This is a genomic window from Brevibacillus centrosporus (assembly GCF_046622605.1).
GTDB classification, from domain to species: Bacteria; Bacillota; Bacilli; order Brevibacillales; family Brevibacillaceae; genus Brevibacillus; species Brevibacillus centrosporus.
In genome coordinates this window covers 1,393,812-1,416,555 of sequence record NZ_CP176856.1, presented here as the reverse complement: position 1 = coordinate 1,416,555, position 22,744 = coordinate 1,393,812, and the positions used below count along the sequence as shown (strand labels likewise).

Annotated in this window: 22 protein-coding genes; 6 read left to right on the top strand and 16 right to left on the bottom strand. The window is 50.8% G+C overall.

What is annotated here, in order from left to right; translation table 11 throughout:
- Positions 1–75 precede the first annotated feature (75 nt).
- From ACLIN2_RS07545 to ACLIN2_RS07530, 4 genes are all read right to left on the bottom strand, one after another.
- Positions 76–1,272 carry an MFS transporter gene (locus ACLIN2_RS07545; RefSeq protein WP_122959738.1) on the bottom strand — a complete coding sequence of 399 codons (1,197 nt, stop codon included), beginning with the start codon at positions 1,270–1,272 and terminating at the stop codon, positions 76–78.
- A gap of 242 nt (positions 1,273–1,514) precedes the next feature.
- Positions 1,515–2,195 (bottom strand): queuosine precursor transporter, encoded by a 681-nt coding sequence (locus tag ACLIN2_RS07540; RefSeq protein ID WP_122924298.1) that lies wholly within the window; start codon positions 2,193–2,195, stop codon positions 1,515–1,517.
- 174 nt (positions 2,196–2,369) lie between these two features.
- Entirely contained in the window at positions 2,370–2,861 is a 492-nt protein-coding gene (locus ACLIN2_RS07535; RefSeq protein ID WP_092266170.1) for a ferritin-like domain-containing protein, read from the bottom strand.
- Between the two features lie 336 nt (positions 2,862–3,197).
- The gene (locus tag ACLIN2_RS07530) at positions 3,198–3,944 is read right to left on the bottom strand and encodes a helix-turn-helix transcriptional regulator (protein ID WP_411503672.1); all 747 of its coding nucleotides are present in this window, start codon (positions 3,942–3,944) and stop codon (positions 3,198–3,200) included.
- Positions 3,945–4,089: 145 nt separating this feature from the next.
- Between ACLIN2_RS07530 and ACLIN2_RS07525 the strand changes: the two genes are divergently transcribed.
- Positions 4,090–5,052, top strand: coding sequence for a carbon-nitrogen hydrolase family protein (locus ACLIN2_RS07525; protein WP_170184375.1), 963 nt, complete (start codon positions 4,090–4,092; stop codon positions 5,050–5,052).
- A gap of 46 nt (positions 5,053–5,098) precedes the next feature.
- Here the strand turns inward: ACLIN2_RS07525 and ACLIN2_RS07520 are convergent, their stop codons facing one another.
- Entirely contained in the window at positions 5,099–6,379 is a 1,281-nt protein-coding gene (locus ACLIN2_RS07520) for an NCS2 family permease (RefSeq protein WP_411504521.1), read from the bottom strand.
- A 245-nt stretch (positions 6,380–6,624) separates the two neighbouring features.
- On the opposite strand from ACLIN2_RS07520, the gene ACLIN2_RS07515 reads away from it, so the two are divergent.
- A complete protein-coding gene (locus tag ACLIN2_RS07515; protein WP_411503671.1) occupies positions 6,625–7,494 on the top strand; it encodes a LysR family transcriptional regulator in 870 nt (289 codons plus the stop codon).
- Here ACLIN2_RS07515 and ACLIN2_RS07510 read toward each other — a convergent pair.
- The gene (locus ACLIN2_RS07510) at positions 7,475–8,131 is read right to left on the bottom strand and encodes an FMN-binding negative transcriptional regulator (protein ID WP_411503670.1); all 657 of its coding nucleotides are present in this window, start codon (positions 8,129–8,131) and stop codon (positions 7,475–7,477) included. The genes ACLIN2_RS07515 and ACLIN2_RS07510 overlap by 20 nt on opposite strands.
- Before the next feature lie 555 nt (positions 8,132–8,686).
- Here ACLIN2_RS07510 and ACLIN2_RS07505 point away from each other — a divergent pair.
- Both ACLIN2_RS07505 and ACLIN2_RS07500 read left to right on the top strand, forming a co-directional pair.
- Positions 8,687–9,211, top strand: coding sequence for a hypothetical protein (locus tag ACLIN2_RS07505; protein ID WP_411503669.1), 525 nt, complete (start codon positions 8,687–8,689; stop codon positions 9,209–9,211).
- Positions 9,212–9,800: 589 nt separating this feature from the next.
- Positions 9,801–10,550, top strand: a complete 750-nt coding sequence (locus tag ACLIN2_RS07500; protein WP_411503668.1) for a hypothetical protein — start codon at positions 9,801–9,803, stop codon at positions 10,548–10,550.
- On the opposite strand, the gene ACLIN2_RS07495 is transcribed toward ACLIN2_RS07500, so the two are convergent.
- On the bottom strand, positions 10,442–11,092 hold the full coding sequence (locus ACLIN2_RS07495) for a class I SAM-dependent methyltransferase (protein WP_310229008.1): 651 nt from the start codon (positions 11,090–11,092) through the stop codon (positions 10,442–10,444). The genes ACLIN2_RS07500 and ACLIN2_RS07495 overlap by 109 nt on opposite strands.
- A gap of 313 nt (positions 11,093–11,405) precedes the next feature.
- On the opposite strand from ACLIN2_RS07495, the gene ACLIN2_RS07490 reads away from it, so the two are divergent.
- Together ACLIN2_RS07490 and ACLIN2_RS07485 are read left to right on the top strand one after the other, a co-directional pair.
- Positions 11,406–11,879 (top strand): MerR family transcriptional regulator, encoded by a 474-nt coding sequence (locus tag ACLIN2_RS07490; protein ID WP_310229010.1) that lies wholly within the window; start codon positions 11,406–11,408, stop codon positions 11,877–11,879.
- A gap of 34 nt (positions 11,880–11,913) precedes the next feature.
- Entirely contained in the window at positions 11,914–12,792 is an 879-nt protein-coding gene (locus tag ACLIN2_RS07485) for an SRPBCC family protein (protein WP_411503667.1), read from the top strand.
- A gap of 101 nt (positions 12,793–12,893) precedes the next feature.
- Here the strand turns inward: ACLIN2_RS07485 and ACLIN2_RS07480 are convergent, their stop codons facing one another.
- The 9 genes from ACLIN2_RS07480 to ACLIN2_RS07440 all read right to left on the bottom strand — a co-directional run bounded on the left by ACLIN2_RS07480 (position 12,894) and on the right by ACLIN2_RS07440 (position 22,740).
- Positions 12,894–13,343 (bottom strand): DUF523 domain-containing protein, encoded by a 450-nt coding sequence (locus tag ACLIN2_RS07480; RefSeq protein WP_092266181.1) that lies wholly within the window; start codon positions 13,341–13,343, stop codon positions 12,894–12,896.
- Positions 13,344–13,362: 19 nt separating this feature from the next.
- Positions 13,363–14,301: a type I pantothenate kinase gene (gene coaA / locus ACLIN2_RS07475; RefSeq protein WP_246011056.1), complete on the bottom strand. Its 939-nt coding sequence runs from the start codon at positions 14,299–14,301 to the stop codon at positions 13,363–13,365.
- Between the two features lie 265 nt (positions 14,302–14,566).
- The gene (locus tag ACLIN2_RS07470; RefSeq protein WP_327930609.1) at positions 14,567–15,007 is read right to left on the bottom strand and encodes a Dps family protein; all 441 of its coding nucleotides are present in this window, start codon (positions 15,005–15,007) and stop codon (positions 14,567–14,569) included.
- A gap of 104 nt (positions 15,008–15,111) precedes the next feature.
- A complete protein-coding gene (locus ACLIN2_RS07465) occupies positions 15,112–16,329 on the bottom strand; it encodes a M20 metallopeptidase family protein (RefSeq protein WP_411503666.1) in 1,218 nt (405 codons plus the stop codon).
- Positions 16,326–17,255, bottom strand: a complete 930-nt coding sequence (locus tag ACLIN2_RS07460; RefSeq protein WP_092266185.1) for a S66 peptidase family protein — start codon at positions 17,253–17,255, stop codon at positions 16,326–16,328. Before ACLIN2_RS07460 ends, ACLIN2_RS07465 begins: the two co-directional genes overlap by 4 nt.
- A gap of 15 nt (positions 17,256–17,270) precedes the next feature.
- Positions 17,271–18,911, bottom strand: coding sequence for a peptide ABC transporter substrate-binding protein (locus tag ACLIN2_RS07455; protein ID WP_411503665.1), 1,641 nt, complete (start codon positions 18,909–18,911; stop codon positions 17,271–17,273).
- A 156-nt stretch (positions 18,912–19,067) separates the two neighbouring features.
- The gene (locus ACLIN2_RS07450; RefSeq protein ID WP_411503664.1) at positions 19,068–20,438 is read right to left on the bottom strand and encodes a sigma-54 interaction domain-containing protein; all 1,371 of its coding nucleotides are present in this window, start codon (positions 20,436–20,438) and stop codon (positions 19,068–19,070) included.
- 20 nt (positions 20,439–20,458) lie between these two features.
- Entirely contained in the window at positions 20,459–21,130 is a 672-nt protein-coding gene (locus ACLIN2_RS07445) for a response regulator (protein WP_411504520.1), read from the bottom strand.
- A gap of 41 nt (positions 21,131–21,171) precedes the next feature.
- Positions 21,172–22,740: an ATP-binding protein gene (locus ACLIN2_RS07440; protein WP_411504519.1), complete on the bottom strand. Its 1,569-nt coding sequence runs from the start codon at positions 22,738–22,740 to the stop codon at positions 21,172–21,174.
- Between the last annotated feature and the right edge of the window lie 4 nt (positions 22,741–22,744).

The following is a 22,744-nucleotide window of genomic DNA, read 5'->3' as shown; positions in this document are numbered from 1 at the left end:
AAAACACAACTCATTTTTTCATTTGCCAGAAAATAAAGCGCAAAAAAAAAGCCGCCATCCTTGTCGGATGGGGCTTTACGCTGCTTTTTTGTTTTCTCCTCGAAGCGGGATTCTCCATTTTACGATGGCCGACCCCAGCATAAGGACTAGACCAGAAAAGACAAACACATACGACACCGAGAAATGACCAGCGATAAAACCGCCGATCAAAGGCCCTGTCAAGTTGCCGAGAAATTGGCAGCTTGAGTTCAAACCATACGACCTTCCCGAAATGAAGTCAGGCGAACGCTTTTTGATCAGTGTCTGAATCGAAGGAAGCATCCCCCCGAGCAACAGTCCTTGGCAAAATCTCCAGGCATACAGCGGATAAATGGAATCTGTCCAGACCTGTTGAAAAATGACCAGCCCTGTGCAAAACATGATAATGGGGAGAATCTTGCTCTGACCAAACCTGTCCCCCAGCCTCCCCAGTATAGGAGAACCGATGATGTTCGCGATGCCTGTAACGGAGGTGACCAATCCCGCGAGAAACGCCAGATTGTTCACATCACCTACAATCGATCGCACAAAGATGGACATCATGGAGCTGGTGCTCATCGTCGCTGTCTGGATGGCAAAGGTCGCAAAAAACAGGATTGTCAGATTGGGATTGGCCAAAACTTCGCGAAACGTGCCTGTTTTTCTTACTTCCCCTGCTGCGACCTCTACCCGATCAGGAGGCAGAAGCCACTGCACCAGAAGCACTGTTATGATCATCAAGCCCCCCGTGACAGCAAAGACGGTATGATAGCCAAACCAGTCGGACAGAGCCCCCCCAAACAGCGGTCCGATAATCCCGCCGCTCATTCCGCCCGTATAAAGAAAACCGATTGCCTTCCCTAGCTCCTCCCTCGGCGTCGTCTTCGATAAGTAAGAGTAAGATACCGTGATAAAGCCGGAGAAAAATCCGAACACAAAGCGCAAAACGAGCAAATACAACGGAGTCGTGGTGAAAAACATCAGGATGTTGATGATCCCCATCCCAATCCCTGCTCTTACCAGATTTGTCTTCTGGCCGTATTTGTCCGCTACAGCCCCCCATACCGGCGCCATAATCGCCGCAGACAAAAAAGTGGCCGAGAAAATCATCCCGGTCCACATACTGACTTCCTTCCCATGAGGCACTCCCATATCCATCAGGAACAGTGGGAGAAAGGGCATAATCATACTCATCGAGCCTGAAATGATAAAGTTGCAGATCCAGAGGATTCTCGCATTTCTTCTCCAACTCATGGCGCATCCTCCCTTTATTGTTAGAATATACCGAAAATTACTTTGTTCTGCTCATCCATTCCCCATGCTTGCTCATAGGGACCCGTAGCGGAGGCAGCTCCACGTGCAGCATTATATACCTAAGTAATTAAATTGTCCAGTTAGAGCCGCCATAGATCAATCCGCCATATGAATATCAATAAAAAAGGCATGCTTGCCTGCGAGGAGGCCTGCATGCCTTTTTCTCCCAAACGGAGCTGCTCTTACTCCTCGGGTACTTTCATATTGCGAGCGATATACAGGATTGGCGTCGACGCCGCAGATACGAGGAATTTGATCAAATACGTAGTCAACAGGATCTCCCACCATACATCCATCGGGTACACGCCCCAAAAAGCAATGGTGCAAAAAATGATGGAGTCAAGCAGCTGACTGACCAGCGTGCTGCCGTTATTCCGAATCCAAAGCTGATTGCGTCCGGGACACTTTCGTTTCAGCCAGGAGTAAATTTTCACATCCACGAACTGACTGATAAAATACGCGCACAGACTTCCCAAAGCTACTTGCGGCATGAGCCCGAATATCGTTTTCAAGGCTGGCTGGGAAATATCCGATGCTTGCGGCTCGAACAGCAGAACAAGCTGCATGATGATCGTCGTCGCAATCAAGGTAAAAAATCCAAACCAGACGACTTTCTTGGCGGCCTTCTCGCCGTATTTTTCATTCAAAAGATCGCTTGTCAAATAGATCGACGCATAAATCGTGTTTCCCAGCGTCATCACCAGTCCGAACATCTCGATCGTTTTGACAACTTGAATATTGGCTAGCACAGTAGCCATTCCAAGCCACGCATACAACCCCATTCTCCCGAACAGGCGGTAGCAGAGCAGAAAGAGCCCGTAGTTTACCAGGGCAAATCCCACTCCCAACAGCACATTAAACATAGATAATGCCTCCTAGTTTTGATAACGCGGGAGTTTACGAACCGCGGCCCTTTTTGGGCATTTCATCATTGTACTTTTTTTCATATGCCTTGGCAATCCTGATCCTTCATCGATCCAGAAAACAAAAAAACAAAAAAAGCCCGTAACAGCTATTTGCCGTTACGGACGACTCCATCATTTATTTTTCGCGTACAGCCAGTTGTAATAACTGGCATGCTTCATCTCATCGGTCATGATTTCGAAAATGGTATCACGATATTGAACGGGAATGTATTTGTAAATCACTCGATATTTCTCAAACGCCTTCAACTCACCCATCAGTGCTTGCTCAATCCCATCCAGATAGCTTGCTGGCTTCTGAAAGGTTTCACCCTCTTCACTCACCCGCGGACGCTGGCCCGTCAGTTGCGTGTAAATTTGCCGGAAGTAACTATTGTGCTTTCGCTCGTCATTTCGGATCCCTGTAATGACCTGCTTTTCTTGTTCGGTAGGAGCAACGCTGAGCAAATAGTCGTAAAAAAGCTCGTCATGTCGTTCACCAGCAATCGCTTCTTGGATAAGTCGAAGAACGGTTTGCATCCGTTCCTGTTCTTGGCCGTGGTCATCGTGCTGCATAAACGGTTGGTAGGAAGCGTAGGCATAAGGGCCGTACCAATAGCCATTCATCGGAGAACACCCTTTCTTTTTTAACAAGTTATTCGCCTATGATTGAATGGGAGCCTGACCCGTTCCTGTCCCTTTTTACCAGATGCTTCATCTTGATGCGAACTTAGCCAATCTTTCCACTTTTTCAAAGTCTTCGTGGTACTCAAAAAAGCCGATGCGATTCCCCCAGGGATCGGCGAAGGTGGCCCCCTCTCCATATCGGCGACACGGAGCTGTATGGTCATCTCGTAGATCCTCAAGTGAACGCCTCCTCTCTTTCTTAACCAATTCGTGACAAATGAGCCGATTCCTTGAATAAGAGAAAAACCTCGCCGGTGCATAACCGTGGCGAGGGCTTCAACTGTTTTCCGCATGTATTTTATAGCACAAGCTCGTACGATTCGTGACGTTAAACTTGCGGTAAATGCTTTGCAGATGCTTTTTCACCGTATTGATACTGACAAACAACCGCGCAGCGATCGCTTCGTTTCCATAGCCTTTCTGCACGAGCGCAAGCACTTCCTGCTCCTTGGCGGTCAACTCCCTCTCCTGTCCGGATTTGGCGGAAGCCTCCGGTTTGGAAAGCATGAGGGGAGCCATGCTTCGGCTCAGGAAACGGGCGATAAGCTCGAGGCACATCCGCTCTCGTTCTTGAAACGGGCTTTCTTTTTGCGAACGGACAAACGCGATACTGCCGAGCATCTGCCCATCGTTTATCAGGTAGGCCACCATCTGATGATAATAGTTGTGGCGAGACATAAACTCATGATAGTATTCGCTTTCCTTGTACTCATTTTCAGACAGCACGTCATGAATGCGCAGAACATGGTGATCACCTAAGCGTTGAACAACCTTGTGCGGCATCAGTATATCGTGCTGGTAGCAGGAGGAAAGGTAGCTGTCCATGGCGTTGTCATCGATATTGTGCATGACGGGCCGGATGAGCTCGTCATGCTCATTGACCATCCAAAAGTTTGCCCTGTACAAGCCAAAGCGTCTTTCAAAGGACTGCAGAGCTCGATGGCGGAAATCTTCGACAGAGCCAGCCATATCGTCCATGAAAGCAAGCACATTTTGGTAATCCCTGTTTGAGAACGCTTCCATAAAGAATCACTCCCAGCCACAAATCTTCCCTGTCCCTGTATTATAGCAAATTTTCTTCGAACAAAAGATTACCCGATCGGGTAATTGTTCGAAGCAAACCCGTTTTTCCATAATGGAGGTAAGCCTATCGACGAGGAGTGACACTATGAGCTATTTAAATCTGGCACTGGTTCAAATCGCTTCCCCTAGCACAAACCCTGATCTGGAGGCACGAAAACGAGAAAATTACGAGAAGCTTGCCTATTATGTCGATACGATTGCCGGGATGAATCCGGCGGTTGATCTGATCGCTTTTCCCGAATTGTACCTAAACGGTCTAGACCCGGTGAACTGGCTGCAGATGGCAGAGACCATCCCCGGACCACTGACAGATTTGCTTTGTGAAAAAGCCAAGCAGCATAAAAAATGGCTCGCCCCCGGCTCTTTGCAGGAACGCGCTGAGAATAGTGATGAAGCCTACAATACCGCCATTTTGATTTCTCCCGAGGGAGAGATCGTCATGAAGTACAGAAAAGTGTTTATTCCTTATCCGCTCGAGCAATCAAAGCCCGGGAGCGATTTTCCTGTCTACGAGATTCCCAATATCGGCAAGGTCGGCTTCATGATCTGTGCAGATGGTCACTATCCCGAGGCTGCGCGCAATCTCGCGCTGAAGGGCGCGGAGGTAATTATCAAGCCAACCCTGCAAGGGGATTGGATCGGGGGAACGAGAAACAACCTTCCGATCGCTATCACCCGTGCCATCGAAAATCAGTGCTTTGTCGTCAGCATCAATCATCCGAACCCAATCGGAATGGGCCACTCGGTAGCCGTAGACCCTGAGGGCAGAATTATCGAGGAGCTCGGCGACTCCGAGTCCTTCACGATCGTTTATCTGAATCTGGATGAAGTGCGCCGTGTCCGGGAAAACGGATCGCTCGGCATGTTCGGCTTCCTGAAAATGCTCAAGGGCTTTAAGGAATCCGGCATTGAGGTGGATGAATGCTATGCCGCCGACCTTACAAAGGCAGCTGTCTATCAGACTTTGCAAAAGCCATACCCGAAAACACCTGCTGACATCGAGAAGTATCGAGGCAGCGAAGAAAAAGTGCAGCCTGTACGCAGCTAGTTCTCCCAAAAGAAACCACTGGTGAAAGAAATCACCAGTGGTTTTTCTACGTCAGGACGGGCAATACCAGATTGAGCAGGAACAGCCCGGAAATGACGTACATGAGAGCAGGTACCTCTCTTCTTTTGCCCAAAGCCAGCTTCAAGAGCGGGTACGCGACAAACCCAAAGGCGATACCGTCCACAATGCTGTAAGACAACGGGATGATCGCAATGATCAAAAAGGCGGGGAAGCCCTCTGAGAAGTCCTTCAGATTGATGTTTTGCACGTTTTGCAGCATCAATGCACCGATGATGATCAGGACCGGAGCGATGGCGCCATCCGGGATCATTTTCACCAACGGAATGAGTCCCAGTGAGCCCAGCAGAAGCGTGCCTGTCACGAGCGAGGTGAGCCCTGTCCGTCCGCCTGCAGCGATCCCGGCAGCACTCTCGACTGTCGCTACGGTTGGGCTGCTTCCCAGCATTCCCGACAACGCCGCAGATACAGCATTTGCCTGAAGCGCCCTGCGAAACTTCTGTGGCTGTCCCGCCATCGCCGTATGTCCATGGATCAACCCGATATTTTCAAAGACGATGACCATCGCCAGCGAAAACGTCGCGATCCAAAATGGCAGCGTCCAAATTCCGCCAAAAGAGAAGCCGGAAAAGACATTTGCGTATTCGGCAAAGGAAAACGAGCTGCCACCGCCTGGCGTAACGATCCCAAACAAAAAGCCAAGCCCGGTACCTGCCGCAATTCCGATCAGGAAGTTACCTGGCACGTTGCGTACAAACAAAATCAAGGTAATGACCAGAGTCGCCAGTGTTACAATCACATGCGGACTGGACAACTCCCCCAATGCCACAAAGGTGGACGGGTTCGTCACAATCAAGCCACCCTTTTGCAGACCGATAAAGGTGAGAAACAGGCCAATCCCGACTGTAATGGCCTCTTTGAGGGAAGCTGGAATGGCGCGGGAGAGTACAGTCGCAGCCCGGGTGAATGCAATCACGGCAAACAAAATTCCCGAAACAAAAACCGCAGCCAAAGCTTCCTGCCAGGAGAGCCCCATCGTATGGCACAGCGTATATGTGAACAACGCATTGATCCCCATCCCAGGAACCAGTACAATCGGCGCATTCGCCCAAAAGGCCATCAGCAGCGCCCCGGCAAAGGCAGTGAAAACGGTAGCGAGTATGCCTGCCTCCATAGGAATCCCCGCATCCTGCAAGATCGAAGCGTTTACGGCAACAATGTAGACAATAGTGACAAAGCTGATAAAGCCAGCCATTAATTCTCGTCTGATCGTCGTGTCGCAAGCGCGCAGGTGAAAAATATTCTCCATCCACGTACGCACAAATCGTCCCTTCTTTCCGTTGTATCTTTTCTTAGAAAACTTGGCTACGCCAAGTCTATTGGCGGAGCCTTAGTTGCGCTTATACTGGATAAGAATCTTATAAATTCTTACTGTACAAGTCATGTGATGCAGATTATGCTATCATAGCGAGATCAATATGAAAAATATCCAGTAACTCTGTTTTCCATATCGAAATCATATAGTAATGTATTTGGTTGAAAGAAGGGACACCTATGGATATACGTCAGCTGCGCTACTTTATTGCCATCGCGGAGGAAGGACAGATTACGGGTGCTGCCAAGCGCCTCAAAATGGCTCAACCGCCTTTAAGCCAGCAGCTCAAGCAAATGGAGGAGGAACTGGGTGTCATACTGGTGGAACGCTCCGGAAAGCGCATGGAGCTCACGGAAGCTGGCCATATTCTTTACCGGCAAGCGCTCAGCATCGTTCATCAGATGGAAGAAGCGCTCTTTGAAGTAAAAGAAACAGGCGAAGGAATTCGTGGGAGCCTGTCCATTGGTGTCAGCGCTTTATCCGCCTACTTCCTCCCTGAGCAAATCCGCCTGTTTCAACAACGATATCCACGCATTACCTACAAAGTCTGGAAGGGCGACACCCAGCTGCTCAATCAATGGCTGGAGCGTCGGACGATCGAAGTCGCCATCGTGCGCTTGCCTCATTCCCTGACGAACTGCACCACGATTCCGTTGGAAGAGGAATCGTTCGTGCTGATTGTGCCAGCGGATACCTCGCACGCCTCCCTCCAGCAGATCCACATGCGAGATCTCGCCGAGGTCCCGCTCATCATGCCGAGCATCCCTGGTCTCGGGATTTACGATCTGATTGTGAAGGAGTTTTCCCGGCTTGGCGTCGAGCCGCATGTCATCTGCGAGTGCCCTGACATCTCCCTCATCGTCAGCATGGTCGCGGCCAAGGTCGGTGCCTCTATCGTCCCTCGTTCGGCATGGGAGACGCACCGCAGCGAGCAAATCCACGCCATCGAGATCGTCGGAACCTCCATCACATCGTCTGCCGCTGTGGTCTGGCAAACCGGACGACATCTGTCCAAGGCGGCCAAGCGCTTTATTGAGATGTTTTCGTAACAAATACGCGATTTGCCTGTGCCTGCTCGATCATGCGCATCGCGGCTGCGACTTCCTGTTCCTTTTCACTGCCTGTTTCCAAGCGGGAGATGATGGCCAATCGATCCTGCTGGCTGCGGTTCTGGCTCAGCTTGTATTTCGCCTCCATGCGCTCGACCTTGATTTCAAAACAAGTGATCCCCTTGAGCAAACCATCCATGAGCTTTTCCGGCACGGCATCCCATTTGACCGGTGCTGCTTGCCCTTGCTCATACTTGATCAGCAGCGCTTGCATCATCTCGGTGATCTTCGCCTGTTCGCGAACGATCCGTGCATGTCCGTAGGCGTGTACCGCCATATAGTTCCAGGTCGGCACGTTTGGCTGGCTGTACCAAGAGGAAGATATGTACGCATGCGCTCCCTGAAAAACAGCCAGGACCGAAGCTTTTGCCTGCTCAAGCATGTCGCCAATGGAGTTGTTGCGCGCAATATGTCCTGTCAGGTACAGCTCCTCGCCCCGTTGCTCTACCTCCAGAGGAATATGGGTTGCTTCCGGCTCTCCGCCTCCTGCCGAAATCAGCAGGGCGAACGGATGCTGCTGCATGAAAGCAACCATCTCATCTCGCTGTGTTACTTCAAAATGTGCTGGTGTATACATCCTGTCGTTCACTCCCTTTTTCCCCATCGTAGCATGCAGACAGCATTCTGCTAGGGGCAATTTCGTTGGAACGGGCGAGGTCAATTCATGATTTTCGAAGGAGGCATGTGCGTCATGGATCTTGTTTTTCGCACTCACGAAGGCGTGTTCAATTATTTTTCCAGTGGACTCCACTATCTCAGCTTCCCCAGACAAGCCTGTACCCTGCTTTTCTACGGACAGCGCTCACAGATCTTCCCGCCCATCCACGGCATCTCGTTGTACGAGAGCCTTAGCCGAGCCGTTCAAACAACCGCTTTGGCGGACTGGACTCCACGATATGCCCGACAGTCAGCTCACACAGATACTGCTCCCACGCCCACTGCGTCGCCTGATCCTTTTTCATTTTCCGAACGATCGAGAAGAGAATTTGATTCAGGAATTTCTATTCGTGCAATAAGGCATTTACGCTCATCAGTGATCCCCCTTTTAAAGAGTCTTTCTTTTTCAAAAGAAGGAAGATCGAAAAAATGTAATATGGTATAATATGTAAAAATTACAAAGGATTTGATAAGATTGCTTCCCCTGCAAAAAGTCCAGGTCGAAAATAAAACGTATTGGCAATTGGCTGCTATCGTTTTGTATCTCATTGGTGCACTCGTCACATGGAATGCGGTGAAGGATCAAAACAGGCAATTCAATGAAGATGCTTGGTCACAGCGTTCTCTGTTTACAGGGTACATGTATCAGATCGAGTTCGACAAAGTGATTGATGGCCGAAAAGGGGATCTGTACACATTCGGTACCCCCAGCGAGAAGTTGGAGCGAATGCAATATGATCAAGATGTTCAGCATGTGTTTTCCAGGATGGAAAGAGAAATCCGTTCCATGGCAAACGAAGAGGATGAAATTGTTTTTTCTGTCATCATGCTGTCATACGTTTGGCTCTGCTGGTTGGTCCTGCGCAAGTATCTTTTCCATACCAACATTCTTTTCCTTCCTGTCCTCGCTTCCTACTATTTTGGCATGTCGATCTGGCATGATTGGCAATCTCTTCAGGATCGTGCGGAGGATGTCGCAAGATTTGTAAGCAGGCTGTAACATTACTTGATGGACAAAAGGAAAAAAAGCTCTCCGACAAAAGAATGGAGAGCTTGCGTATTTCCTATGATTTTCTCGAGACGAGAATCCTCGCGGCATGACGATGCGGGATTCCGCTCGATTGGCAATCGAAAATCATTTCTTCCGTTTGTACAGTTTCCCAGTCCGGAGCGATCTCCACCTCGGGATGCCGGGTGAAGGCAAACAGGACATGCAAACCGGCCGGCGCGGTGCATTCCTGCCACTGCTTGAATTGTTTGGCCCGATTTTCGGGATGACCTGTAGAACCACCTGTAAGACTACCTGCAAACTTACCTGTAAACCTACTTGAGGGATATAACCTATAAAACCAATAGAATCAATACATACAGCATTTACTTGGATACGTATAAAAAATATCTTTTTTTATTTACTTATCAAAAACCGCCAGAAATGTAAACACATATATAATTTGCTTGGATGTGTCAAAGGTATTTTCTCCTAAAATTAGAAAATGTGTATATTTTACCAATTTATTTGTAATTATTGCCATTTAATATTTTGTGTGGAATAATTCTAAATGAACCCAATAATAGGAGATGATGTATAAGTGTTGAAAAAGGTTGCGGCTTTTGCGGTTCTTACAAGTTTTGGTGCACTACTACTTGCCTTCAACAATGCTTCAGCTGCTATCACACGAGCCGAATCCTATATCACCATTGATAGCGCTACTTCTGATGATTACACACTGGATTTCAATGCAGTGACGTATAACAATGTTTCTAGCAATACTTTGTATACTGAAATGGGACTGTATAAGGGGTCAAAGTTCATTGGATTATGGGATGGTACTGTCCGAGCTGATGGCTCTTATACAGAGGATCATGGGTCAAAAACTACGTGGAAGGTATTAACAGATCATTACGAATATAAGGGTAGCACAAGTACGGTAGCAGATTTTGACCAAACAGATGATACCGTCACCTATAAGCCGGCTGATTGGACATTCGCTGCCAAAGAAAAACTAGAAGAGACTGTGGAGTCGAAGGAAGCTAAAAAAGCTGAGGTAGAGTTCGAAAACGCCGTCCTCCAAACGACTAATGTCATCGCACTAGATACGGGAATCGACCTGTCTGAATACACCAAAATTGATAAGAAGCAAGTTTTCGAGCTGGATGCAGACCTATTCCAAGAAGTTAACGAGTTGACAAGTATGCGTACTCTTCAACCTGGCGATTCTATGCCTCAGATTTATCTGCATGGGTCTGGTGAAAGCCTGTATGTACTTAAACAATCGAGTGATGGCGTAAGCAGTGCAACTGAGTTCGTTTTGGATAACGGAAAGTGGAAAAGGGAATAAAATATACGATTTAAACAGACGTGGCGAAAGCCGCGTCTTTGTTTTGGCTTACGGGAAATGTTCGCGAAGGGGGTGGTGTGATGAATGTCATTATGAGCGCGTCTGGAAGCGCTTGACCCCCACAAAAATGGATTATTCGGTATAAGCCAGAAAATAAAAACTGCCACTAGTCTTGCTAGAATAAGGCAGCGAAAATATATATATTGCAAGGCTCCTATCGAATAAAGCAGGTCAACAGGCTCCGTAAGAAGAAATTGATTGATATCACCTTCCACCGTATGGAGCGTCGTTCCCATTTCCACTGCCAGTCGTTTGGCTTTCTCCAGACCGGCAGGAGCAAAGTCCATAGCCGTTACAGCAAAGCCTTGTCTGGCGAGAAATACGCTGTCTCTTCCCTCTCCTGCCCCCAGGTCTACGGCGCGTTTGCCTTGAACAGGTTCATCCTGGTAATAATTTAGGACGCTTTTAGCCAACTGATTCGGTTCTTTTCCCCAATAGTACTCTTCTTGTAAATAGAGCGTCTGCAATTGTTCCTTGTCCAAAGGTATTCCCCCTACGTTTTTTCTTTTTCATCGTAGGGCTTCACGCGGCGTTAAGGTCAATCCTTTTTGAAAAAAAGATAAGAAAACCTCTATCGAGGCCTGTTCAAGGAAGAGCGACCGCATTTTAGCGGAAAGTTTTACCGAAGTAATGCCAGAATCGGACGCTGAGGCACTTCGTCATGCGCTCCGGAATTCATAATCGTAAAACGCTTATAAATTCCTACACGTTCAAAAACCCTCTTGCACCTTACGCGACGTCAGGTTTTAAGCTAAAGTCACCGGTAAGCAGCTAGCGCCTTGAAAGGAGTGGATTATGCAACAGCATTGGAAAGTCGGGGATCTTGCCAGTTTGACTGGACTTACTGTCCGCACTCTGCGTTATTACGATCAGATCGGCCTGTTTTCACCATCCGGGCATTCTGGTTCAGGTCATCGCATGTATAATGAAGCGGATATCCAGCGGCTGCAGAAGATCCTGTCTCTCAAAGATTTGGGATTATCCTTGGAAGAAATAAAAAGAGTCCTGGAAGGTCAGACGTATAGCTCTTCGGAAATCGTTGCGATCCAAATTGAGCGCGTCCGAAAGCATATGAAAATCCAGCAAAAGCTTCTGGCTGAGCTGGAGCGTGTAGCCGAAAAAATGAACCAGCAAGAGCCGCTTTCCATTGACGCCTTTCTTTCCCTCTTGGAATCGATGAAGCAAAGCCAAGAAAAGTACATCATCGACCATCGGTTAAACTGGGAAAGCCATTTGGATTTGCTCGGCGAATTTCTGAACGATAAATAATGGGGATGCCTTTTCCTACAGGGAGGTTTTTTGGATGAGCCAACGCTTTACCACTCACTCTACTTTCAAAATTGAGCGGATGTACCGCGCTACCTTGGAACGTGTCTTTGCGGCGTGGTCGGAGCAAAACGCCAAAGCTCGCTGGTTTCAGCCAGCTGAGGAGTTCGATTTCCGCGTCGGTGGCCGTGAAGTTAGCCGCGGGGGTCCCCCAGGTGGACCTGTCTTCACCTTCGATGCTCTCTACCAGGAAATCGTGCCGAATGAACGCCTCGTCTACACCTACAGCCTGGACCAGGAGGATATCCGGATATCCGTCTCCATCGCAACTGTCGAATTTATGCCCACCGCTGAAGGCGTGAAGCTGGTTTTCACCGAACAAGGAGTGTTTTTCGATGGGCACGACACTCCAGCGCAGCGTGAACAGGGCACGCATGAAATGCTGGATCTTCTCGGCATCTCTCTCGGGGAAAGCCATCCCGACCGCTTCGAGCTTCTGTCTCGCCGGACACTGCCTGCCCCTCGCAGCCTCGTCTACAGGGCTTGGACAGAGCCTGCACTGCTCGCCCAGTGGTGGGGCCCAAACGGTTTCACAAACACCTTTCATACGTTTGATGCCAGCCCAGGAGGCATCTGGGAGTTCACCATGCACGGGCCGGAGGGGACCAACTTCCCAAATCGAAATGTGTTTCACGAAGTCAGCGAAGATCGTATTGTCCTCCGGCACGAATCCAGACCCCACTTTATTCTGACCGCCACATTTTCGGACGTCAGCGGCGGGACCGAGATTACTTTCCGCCAAACCTTCGAAACCGCAGAGGACTACAACAATCTCAAGCCCATATGCGAGGAAGCGAACGAACAAAATTTAGACAGGCTCCGTGCTGTTTTGAAAGGACTGTCTTCCGCTGATTGACAGTCGCAAGGGGTAGTGTAGTGCATCAAACAAAAAGGGTCCAGACCTGGACAAACCACCAGGTGGACCCTTTTTCACGCTTTTAGAAAGGCAGCTCGATTTTATTCCCCATGCGTTTGCTCCGACTGTACTTCGATGCCATGCCGGCGAAATAGTGCTGCTGTCAAACCTGTCCCCGTCACCTTTTTGCCAGAAAACGTCCCATCGTATACGAACGTGCTGCCACAGGATGGACTGTTTTCTTTCAAAATCGCAGACGTGGCTCCCACGGTTTGAGCCAGCTTTAAAGCTTGGCGTGCCCCAGCGAGAAATTCTTCCGTTACGTCATTTCCTTTTTGATCGACGATGCGTGCTTTACCGTCCAATACGTCAAAGCCGTCTCCTCCCACGATCTCGGCTGGTGGACGAGGGGTAGGCAATCCTCCCAGCTGCTCTGGACATATCGGGATGACCTTGCCTTCTCGCAGCAGCTGCTCCAGCTCCTGGTCGCGGCAAGACTTTTGATCGTAACGGCACTCACAGCCGATCAAGCAGGCACTGATCATTTTCATCGTCTATCCGCACTCTCCTCTATAGCTTGCGAAGCTTTACACTCTGCACCATATGATCCTGCCCCTTATCGAGAATCAGCTGCGCGCGGACACGGGTTGGCAAAATATTTTGGCGGAGGTTGGCTCCGTTGATTTCTTGCCAGATGCCTGTCGCGACTTCCGTAGCTTCTTCATCAGAGAGGCTCGCATAGCGGCGGAAGTAGGAGGATGGATTGGAAAACGCCGTCTGCCGCAGCAGCTTGAACCGCTCGACGTACCAATGGCGAATATCTTTTTCATCGGCATGAACGTAAATCGTAAAGTCAAAGAAATCGGAAACGATCACTTCCGAGATGCGCTGATCTTTATCCGTATCTCTTGGCGGCTGCAGCACGTTCAGGCCTTCGACGATCAGGATGTCGGGCTGGCGAACCATTTGCCATTCGTCAGGGACAATATCGTAAACCAAATGAGAATATACAGGTGCTTTTACTTCTGGAATCCCTGACTTCACATCGGACAGGAAACGTATGAACTTGCGCAAGTCATAGCTTTCGGGGAAACCTTTGCGTTTCATGATCCCCCGCTCTTCCAGCACACGGTTTGGATACAAAAAACCGTCTGTAGTCACGAGATCCACCTTGGGATGGTTTGGCCAGCGGGACAGCAGCGTTTGCAGAATCCGCGCAGTCGTGCTTTTGCCTACAGCCACGCTGCCGGCAATCCCGATAATAAACGGGACTTTCCCGTCTTGATTCCCAAGAAACATATGGGTCGCCTGGTACAGCTCCTGAGTGGCACCTACATGCAAATTGAGCAGGCGTGAAAGAGGCAAGTAGATCTCCGCTACTTCTGTCATGGAAATATTCTCGTTCACGCCCTGCAAACAGGCTAGTTCCTCGTCAGATATGGTTAGCGGCGTGGAAGCCCGCAGAGCTCTCCACTGCTCGCGGTTAAACGTAACGTATGGTGATGCCATGGGAACGTACATCCTTTCCTGCATGAAAGTGCTTTCTTTTTATCATCACACAGCTAGTTTACACCAGCGGACGACTCTTGGGAACAAGGGGGTTGTCCTCATAACCGCAGAAAAGCATTTTCAAGATCGAGAAAACCTTGGATGGAGACTCATACTTGGAAAAGCGAACTCGCCTGATACCATGATCTTCCAATCCCTGCATATTAAAAAAGACAAGCCAATACCAGCACTACCTGGCATCAGCTCGCCTTTTTGTCTCTCATGCTTATTTACCTAAAAACGATTTCAGCATCCAGACGTGTTTTTCCAGCGTCTCGGTCATGCCTAAAAACATGTCGCCAGTGGCTTCATCATCAGCCGCCTCTGCAGCTGTGATTCCTTCTTTCAGTTCGCTGACCAAGGTCGTAAAGTCGCTTACGACCGCTTGCACCATTTGGTCGGCAGACTCTCCCCCAGCTGCTTCCTTGATGGACGCGTTCTCCATACAGGATTTCATCGTCGACACAGGCTTACCTCCGACAGCCAAAAGGCGCTCTGCCAGATCATCCACGTACTGAGCTGCTTCGTTGTAAAGCTCCTCGAACTTGGCATGCAGGGTGAAAAAATTCGGGCCTTGCACGTACCAGTGAAAGTGATGGAGCTTTATATACATCACCGACCAGTTGGCCACCTGTTTGTTCAATACCTCAGTCACGGGACGGGTCATGGTCATGCTCAAAGAGACGCACCTTCTTTCCATGGGAATAGGTAGATCGTCTGTATTGTGCCGCCGCCCACCCCCAGATATACTCGTTATCCTCTGGAATCCGTTTACTTTTCCGTCTGCAGACGCTTTGCGCGCTCCTGCAAAAAGGTCATGGCATTGAAGGCTTGCATCGCTGCTCCGACAGCCAGGCTATTTTCATCCAGATCGAAGCGCGGGTGGTGAACAGGGTAAACGCAATCCTTTTCCTCATTGCGTACTCCCAAATGGTAAAAGGCACTCGGAACATGCTCCGCAAAGAAAGCGAAGTCCTCTACCCCCATCATCGGAAAATCGTTTACGCGAACGTTTTCTGCCCCTAGCAGCGCTTCCCCGCAGCGTTTTACCTGATCCACCATTTCACTGTTATTGATCAGAGAGGTGTACCCTTCCTCGAAGAAAACCTCTGCCTCGCCCCCCAGGCTGCGTGCTGTCAAATCGGCTACCTCGCACACGCGCTCTTTTACAAAAGCCCGGACGTTCTTATCCAGTGTGCGGATCGTTCCCGTCAGCTTCACTTCCTGCGCCAAAATATTCGATGCCGTGCCGCCGGAGATGACGCCCAAGGTAATCACTGCTGCCTCACGCGGATCTACGTTGCGACTGACAATGGTCTGCAGAGCTGTGATCACATGAGCCGCAATCACGATGGCATCCTTCCCTTTATGCGGATAGGCGCCATGTCCGTTCTCTCCACGCACCGTGATATGCAGATCGTCCGATGCGGCATTCATCTGCCCGTATTTCACGGCGATTTTGCCCACCGGCAGATCAGCTGAGACGTGCAGGCCAAAAGCAGCCTCGACGCGCGGATTTTCCAGCACGCCCTCACGAATCATCGGCAATGCTCCGCCTACCGTTTCCTCAGCCGGCTGGAAGAACAGTTTGACGACTCCTGCCAGCTCCTGCTTGGAATCGTTCAGAATCCGCGCCGCTCCCAAAAGGCAGGTCATGTGGGCGTCGTGTCCGCAGGCGTGCATTTTTCCTTGAACCTTCGAGCGGTAGGGCGTCTCGTTGCGTTCATCAATCGGCAGGGCATCCATGTCCCCGCGAAGCGCGACGACCGCGCCAGTCGTCGCCCCTTCGATCAGCCCGACGACTCCCGTGCCAGCGGACTTGTAATAAGGAATCCCCATTTCCTCCAGGTAACGAATGATCTGCTCTTGTGTGCGGAACTCCTCCATGCCAAATTCGGGGTACTGGTGAAAATCACGGCGAACCTCTGTCAGCCACGGTAAAATCTCCTGCGCTTGTCGCCAAATGCGAGCGGTTTGTTCTGTACTCATACCGTCACACTCTCCTCGATCGTCAATTCGCAGCCCGTTGCATCCAGACTTGCTTCCACCCCGAAAGGCAGAGCCATATTGGTCGTGCCGTGTCCGATCTGCACATTCCAGAGCGTAGGTTTTCCATACGGTACGACGATGTTTTGAAAGACATCCAGAACGCTGAAGCCGTCCCGTTTTTTCGGCAAGCAATCCGTCCACGTCCCGATGATCACCCCTGCGCAATCGTCGAACAAGCCGCCAAGAGCCAGCTGTGTCAGCATGCGATCGATTCGGTACGGCTCCTCGTCGATATCTTCGAGGAACAGCAGCTTTCCTTTTGTATCCACTTGGTAAGGGGTGCCCATCAATGCAGCGACCAATGCCAGATTTCCACCCACGACCTGACCGCTTGCCTGACCTTCCACCAGACACGAGATCTCTTCACCTGGCGGGTTGACGATTTTTCCCAATGGCTCTGGACGTGTCATCGCGCGCAGCAAGTATTGCTTGGTCCAGTCGTTCAGACCGTGTGCAATATCAGAGGTCGCCATCGGGCCGTGCAGCGTTGCCAGACTCGCATGCTGCCCAAATGCCGAATGCAGGGCAGTAATATCGCTGTAGCCGATGAACAGCTTTGGGTTTTGCGCGATTAAATCGTAATCGAGGTAGTTCAGGATTTGAGGAGCCCCATATCCGCCCCGCATGCACATGATTCCGTCTACTTCCTCATCCGCAAACATCGCATTCAGCTCAAACGCGCGCTGCTGGGGAGTTCCCGCAAGATAGCCTCCATACGTTTCCCGGCATGTACCGGAGACTTTCACCTTGAACCCGAAGTCCTCCAAGGCTGCTATCGATTTGACGAGCACTTCTTCTGTCGCCGGACTCGAAGTGGCAACTACTCCAATCGTGTCACCTGCACGCAACGCTTTTCCTTTGTTCATCCCGCATTTCTCCTCTTAGTCCATATATGCCCATTTGAAGTCGATTTTGCCGAGTGGATGGATTCGCACACCTTTGACCTTGTCGCTCTGCACCCAGGTGTTTACGTCGCTGAAAATGCCTGTTACCGGCATTTCCTCCATCAACAACGCTTCGGCTTCCAACAGGATTTGGGCTCGTTTTTCTGTATCTGACTCTGCGTAAGCCTTTTGTATCAGCCCGGAATAGGTGGGGCTGTGCCAGCGCGTAATGTTGGTTGCGCTGTACTTATCTTTGAACTTCTGCAAAAAGTTGATCGGGTCGTTGTAATCCGCTGCCCAGCCAGATCGGGTGATCGCAAACTTGCCTTGCTCCTGATCGTCCAGATATACCTTGGTCTCTTTGTTCAGCAGCTTGACCTCCACACCCAGCACGTTTTTCCATTTTGCCTGCAGCGTTTCTGCGATGGCCTTGTTTCGATCGGACGTATTGTAGAGATAGGTGATCGGAGGGAGCTTCGTGATGCCAAGCTCCCGCATTCCTTCGGCCAACAGCCTTTTCGCCTCTTCGGGTTGATTGTCCGCAAAAAAACCTTCAGGCTTCAGACTGGCCGTGTACGCGGTAATGCCCATCAACGGCTTTTGGCCTGCCTGACCGATATACTCGGCAATCTCTTGCCGGTTGATGGCATAGGCAAAGGCTTTACGTATTTTCGCATTCGTAAATGGTGGACGCTCGGCATTGAAGCGCAGGTAGTAGGAACTGGCCTTTGCCTGGCTCCTCAGCCTGCCTTCCCGCTTGAGAGGCTCTACAGCATCGACAGGCAGTGCGCTGATCGGACCTCCCGCCCAGTCGAGATCGCCATTTTCAAACATGGCCAGCTCTGTGCTGGGATCCGCAATCATGGAGAACTCGATTCGCGCAAGCTTCACGACATCCTTTTCCCAATAGGTGTCGCTCTTTGTCAGGACGATTTTATTCTTATGCTCCCACGCTGCAAGCCTGAACGGTCCATTGCTGACCAGCGTCTTCGGGTCGTTCGCCCATTTTTCATTGGCCTGCACCGTCTCTTGGTGAATCGCCGGAAGAAAAGCAGCTGTGGTCGAAAAAAACGGAGAAGGATGCTCAAGCCTGACCTGCAGTGTCTTGTCGTCGAGTGCCTTAACCCCTACCTCTTCCGCTTTTGCCTTTCCCATCGTAAACGCCTGCCCATTTCTCAGGACATAGTACCGGTAGGAAGCTGGCGATCCTGTCTTCGGGTCCAGTGCATGCTTCCAAGCAAATTCAAAATCGTGAGCCGTGACTCTATCACCGTTCGTCCATCTAGCGTCTCTGAGCGTAAAGGTATAGGTCAGCTTATCAGCAGAAACCTCCATGCCTGAGGCCATCGATAAGATCGGCTCCCCTTTGTCGTTCAATCGTGTCAGTCCGTCAAAAATAGCGTAGATAATCGCTCCAGAGGTAGAATCCTCCGCAAAGGTAGGATCGAGCGTTGCTGGCTCCTCCGCGTTCATACGCAGCACTTGCGGCACGCTTTTCTCAGGTTCCCTCTGCTCTGCAGCTGGCGAATGAGAGAGAGGGGATGCCGCAGCGTGTGCTGCTCCATCACCTGCCATGCTCGCTGCCAGCAAGGTCGCCATGATGCTTCCAGAACGAATCAAGGTAAATAGAAACGACAAGTCATCCCTCTTTTCCATGATTACTGTTTCAATTTTGCAAAAACGATGCCAATCCGAATTCCTTTTGATTCGTGATCAGCCTATTCAACGGAGAATACGGATTCTCCCAAACGCCCGGTCAGCTTGTAGTTTCTCACTATTCCACGCTGAATACGACTATTCACGAGAGAATACCCATTTACGCAGCTTTCGACTGGCAGAAGGCTGGCTGATTCCGAGCGCTTCCGCTACCTTTATCGACGTCTTATGGATGTCAAAGGCGCGCTGCATCAGCTGCTTCTCCACCTCCTCCATCGCTTCCTGCATTTGCATGACCCGCTCCACCTTTATTCCCTGACTCGCACTCGCCTCCTGAGCATGGATGTATCGCGGGATCTGGGCCGGGGTGATCACCTCTTCATGCGAAGTCACAACCAGTCTCTCCACCACATTTTCCAGCTCGCGAACATTTCCGGGCCAGTCGTAGTCCTCAAGGATGCGGTAGCACTGGTCGCTGAGCTGCCGATCCAGGCTGTACTTTTCGGAAAAGACGCCGAGAAAGTAATGCACGAGCACGGGAATTTCCTCTCTTCGTTCTCGCAGCGGCGGGATCTCCAGCGGCACGACGTGAATCCGGTAGTACAGATCCTCGCGAAACTTGCCGTCCCTCACCATCTGCCGCAGGTTTTTATTCGTTGCCGTGATCAGCTTGACGTCCACTTTTCTCGGTACGGAGCTGCCAATCGGAGTGATCATTTTCTCTTGCAGTACCGTCAGCAGCTTCACTTGCAAATTGAGCGGAAGTTCACCAATCTCGTCCAAAAATAGAGTGCCCCCGTTCGCCTTTTCAATCAATCCTGATTTGCCGTCTTTATCCGCGCCTGTAAACGCCCCTTTTGCGTAGCCGAACAGCTCCGATTCCAGCAGCATCTCCGGAATGGCACCACAGTTGATATGCACAAAAGGCTTGTGCGTGCGGGGACTGCATTCGTGAATGTATTTCGCGAGTACGCCTTTGCCGACGCCGGACTCTCCCAGCAGGATCATGGAGGACTCCACCTGCGCTAGCTTTTCCGCCATGGCGGCAACCTGCTGCATGGAAGGGCTGCGGTAGATCAGAGCGGTATTTCCCTTTTGCCGCCCTCTCTCCTTGGTGATTTCACTTTGGTAAAGTGTCCCAATGTATTTGATTTCATTCAGCCCTTGCTCCAGCTTGTCCTGATCCGTGATGTCCACGTACGTATGCACGACCCCGCTTAAGCTGCCCTCCTGATCCCAGATCGGGGTTCCCTCCACGAAGAGCTTGCGGTTGCGGATGGTAGTCTGAATCGTTTGCACCTTTTTCCTGTCCCGAATCACACGCATGGTAATCGTGGGTAATAAGAGACCTTTGTGAAAAAAATCCTCGATGGGCTTGCCGAGCATATCCTGTGGATCGATGCCGAAGTACTCTGCATATCCGCTCGAGCAGTAGAGCGTCTTGCCTTGCGCGTCCGTGACATGGACCATGTCAAACAGCGAACCCAGGACGACCTCATGATCGATCATCTGGCTGCCCCCTCCCGTTATTATTTGTGCACCTGCATGTAACGATTGGTCGGTCTGCCGATTCCACCGTAGCTGACGTCCAATCGTACCTGTCCGACCTTCACCAGATAGTCCAGATAGCGTCTGGCTGTTACCCGTGCGATCCCGACGCGCTCAGCTACCTCTTCGGCAGAGAGAGACTGGCTTTCCTCGGCCAATTGACGTGCTATTTGATCCAGTGTAACAGCGTGCAATCCCTTGGGCAATGCCTCTGTTTCCCGAGCTGCATCGCCAGCTCGACCGGCCGGCTCGGACGTTTTGCGAAACAGGAGACGATCCACCTCCTCCTGCGAGGCAAAGCCGCCTTGTCCCAGCTGTAGACGGTACTGCCGGTACGATTCGAGAGATTGCCGAATCCGCTCGAACTGGAAGGGCTTGATGATGTAATCCACCGCTCCATTTCGCAGCATCGCCTGGATGGTCGGCTTGTCCTTTGCAGCGGTGATGACGATGACATCAACGGCCTCGTTATTGACACGCAGCTCCGCCAGTGCTTTTAACCCGTCCTGGACAGGCATGAACACATCCATGACAACCAGATCGGGCGACAGCTCCCCAACCAGCCTCACTCCCTCTGCGCCATTTCCGGCGACGCCCACAACCTGATAGCCTGCGACACGCTCGATGAACTGCGTATTGATTTCCTGCACCATCGGATCATCCTCGATGACGACTACCCGTATCACTTCCTCTTTCACTGCTCGTCCACCTCCTTCATAGGAAACGTAATGAGAAAGCTGGCCCCTTCTCCTTGCCGAGACTGGCAGGACAGCTCCCCTCTTCCTTTTTTCACTTGCTGATGCACCAGATACAGGCCCAGTCCCCGATGCTGCCTTTCCTTGGTGGAATACCCGCGCTCCAGCATACGCGACAGTATCTCTTCGTCCATACCGTCTCCATTGTCCTCTACCAATAGGGAGCAGATCTCGCTGTCCTGCTCGATGCTGATAGTGATTTCCTTGTCGGGGCGATCACTCTTTTCCAAGGAGTCAAAGGCATTTTCGATGAGGTTCCCCAGAATGAGAACAAAGCTGTGATGATCCATATAGGGAGGAAATTGCTCCAAATGGCTGAATCGGTCAATCGTGACACGGATGCCCAGCTCTCTGCCCCGGCTCACTTTGCCGAGCAAGAGGCCGGATACATTCTCGTCCGCAATCTGGCTGCTTAAAAAGGAGGTCAGCTCCTCCTGCTGATCGTGGATTTCAAACAGATAAGCAAGCGCCTTGTCGTACTCCTGGAGCTGGAGCAAGCCTGCGATCGTGTGCAGCTTGTTCATATGCTCGTGGTTTTGGACGCGCAGGGCTCCCACGAACTCCTTGACCCCTGTCAGCTCCTCCGCCATCCGGGCCACCTCCGTGCGATCCTGGAAAATCGCCAATGCACCTACGACCTTGTCTTCCACCCGGATCAGAAAACGATTGGACCACAGCAGGGTATTTCCTACGTGGATTTCCGTATTCGTGAAGTTCGTTTGCAGCTCCAGCACCTCTGGCAGTCTCGTATCATGCAAAATGGAACGAATCGGCTTGCCCAGCACCTCGATGTCGTTATCGATACCGAAGATCTGCTTGGCGCGATCGTTGAATATCGTAATCCGCTCGTGGTTGTCAATCGCGATGACCCCCTCATGCATCGCATGAAAGGTCGCTGTCCGCTCTACCAGGATACGGGCGATTTCATCCGGCTCCAGATCAAACATCTGCTTCTTCATATGGCGGGCCAGCCGATACGAACCCCACACTCCAAATACCAAGGAAAGAAAAAACGTCATGACGATATTGGCACGCTCGCCCTGCATGATTTCCCATACTCCTGGCATGACACGGCCGACGAGAACCACGCCTACCTGCTGATGCTGATCGTCCATGATCGGCACATACGCCCGCAGCGCCACCCCCATTTCGCCCCTCACCTTTTGCAAATACGAGTGCTCGGCATACGCTGCTTCTACGGCAGTGTCTTGAAACACCGTACCAATGCGCTCATCCAGTGGATCTGAGTAGCGGACACGATCCTTGTTCAGCACCACGATATAGGTGACGTCGTTGACGATACGCAGCCTGCGTGCAGTCGGGCTGATCGTCTTCCAGCCATCTGCTTCCTGAATGCTTTTCTGGACATTGGGAATCTCCGCTACGGTACGAGCGGTCGTCATCAAGCGCTGCCCCAGCTGAGTCTCTGTCAGGCGAATCACTCCACCGATCAGAATCAGGCCGCCGATCAGCAAAGAAAATAGAACGATCCCAATCGAGAGCAGCATAATC

Coding starts and splice junctions, on each gene's coding strand:
- ACLIN2_RS07485 (WP_411503667.1), top strand. CDS start 11,914: ATGAGCCAACGCTTTACCACTCACTCTACTTTCAAAATTGAGCGGATG.
- ACLIN2_RS07450 (WP_411503664.1), bottom strand. CDS start 20,438: ATGATCGATCATGAGGTCGTCCTGGGTTCGCTGTTTGACATGGTCCAT.
- ACLIN2_RS07545 (WP_122959738.1), bottom strand. CDS start 1,272: ATGAGTTGGAGAAGAAATGCGAGAATCCTCTGGATCTGCAACTTTATC.
- ACLIN2_RS07490 (WP_310229010.1), top strand. CDS start 11,406: ATGCAACAGCATTGGAAAGTCGGGGATCTTGCCAGTTTGACTGGACTT.
- ACLIN2_RS07445 (WP_411504520.1), bottom strand. CDS start 21,130: ATGGTGCAGGAAATCAATACGCAGTTCATCGAGCGTGTCGCAGGCTAT.
- ACLIN2_RS07470 (WP_327930609.1), bottom strand. CDS start 15,007: ATGACCCGTCCCGTGACTGAGGTATTGAACAAACAGGTGGCCAACTGG.
- ACLIN2_RS07535 (WP_092266170.1), bottom strand. CDS start 2,861: ATGAATGGCTATTGGTACGGCCCTTATGCCTACGCTTCCTACCAACCG.
- ACLIN2_RS07440 (WP_411504519.1), bottom strand. CDS start 22,740: ATGCTGCTCTCGATTGGGATCGTTCTATTTTCTTTGCTGATCGGCGGC.
- ACLIN2_RS07515 (WP_411503671.1), top strand. CDS start 6,625: ATGGATATACGTCAGCTGCGCTACTTTATTGCCATCGCGGAGGAAGGA.
- ACLIN2_RS07465 (WP_411503666.1), bottom strand. CDS start 16,329: ATGAGTACAGAACAAACCGCTCGCATTTGGCGACAAGCGCAGGAGATT.
- ACLIN2_RS07460 (WP_092266185.1), bottom strand. CDS start 17,255: ATGAACAAAGGAAAAGCGTTGCGTGCAGGTGACACGATTGGAGTAGTT.
- ACLIN2_RS07520 (WP_411504521.1), bottom strand. CDS start 6,379: ATGGAGAATATTTTTCACCTGCGCGCTTGCGACACGACGATCAGACGA.
- ACLIN2_RS07480 (WP_092266181.1), bottom strand. CDS start 13,343: ATGAAAATGATCAGTGCCTGCTTGATCGGCTGTGAGTGCCGTTACGAT.
- ACLIN2_RS07540 (WP_122924298.1), bottom strand. CDS start 2,195: ATGTTTAATGTGCTGTTGGGAGTGGGATTTGCCCTGGTAAACTACGGG.
- ACLIN2_RS07525 (WP_170184375.1), top strand. CDS start 4,090: ATGAGCTATTTAAATCTGGCACTGGTTCAAATCGCTTCCCCTAGCACA.
- coaA (WP_246011056.1), bottom strand. CDS start 14,301: ATGGCATCACCATACGTTACGTTTAACCGCGAGCAGTGGAGAGCTCTG.
- ACLIN2_RS07530 (WP_411503672.1), bottom strand. CDS start 3,944: ATGGAAGCGTTCTCAAACAGGGATTACCAAAATGTGCTTGCTTTCATG.
- ACLIN2_RS07510 (WP_411503670.1), bottom strand. CDS start 8,131: ATGTATACACCAGCACATTTTGAAGTAACACAGCGAGATGAGATGGTT.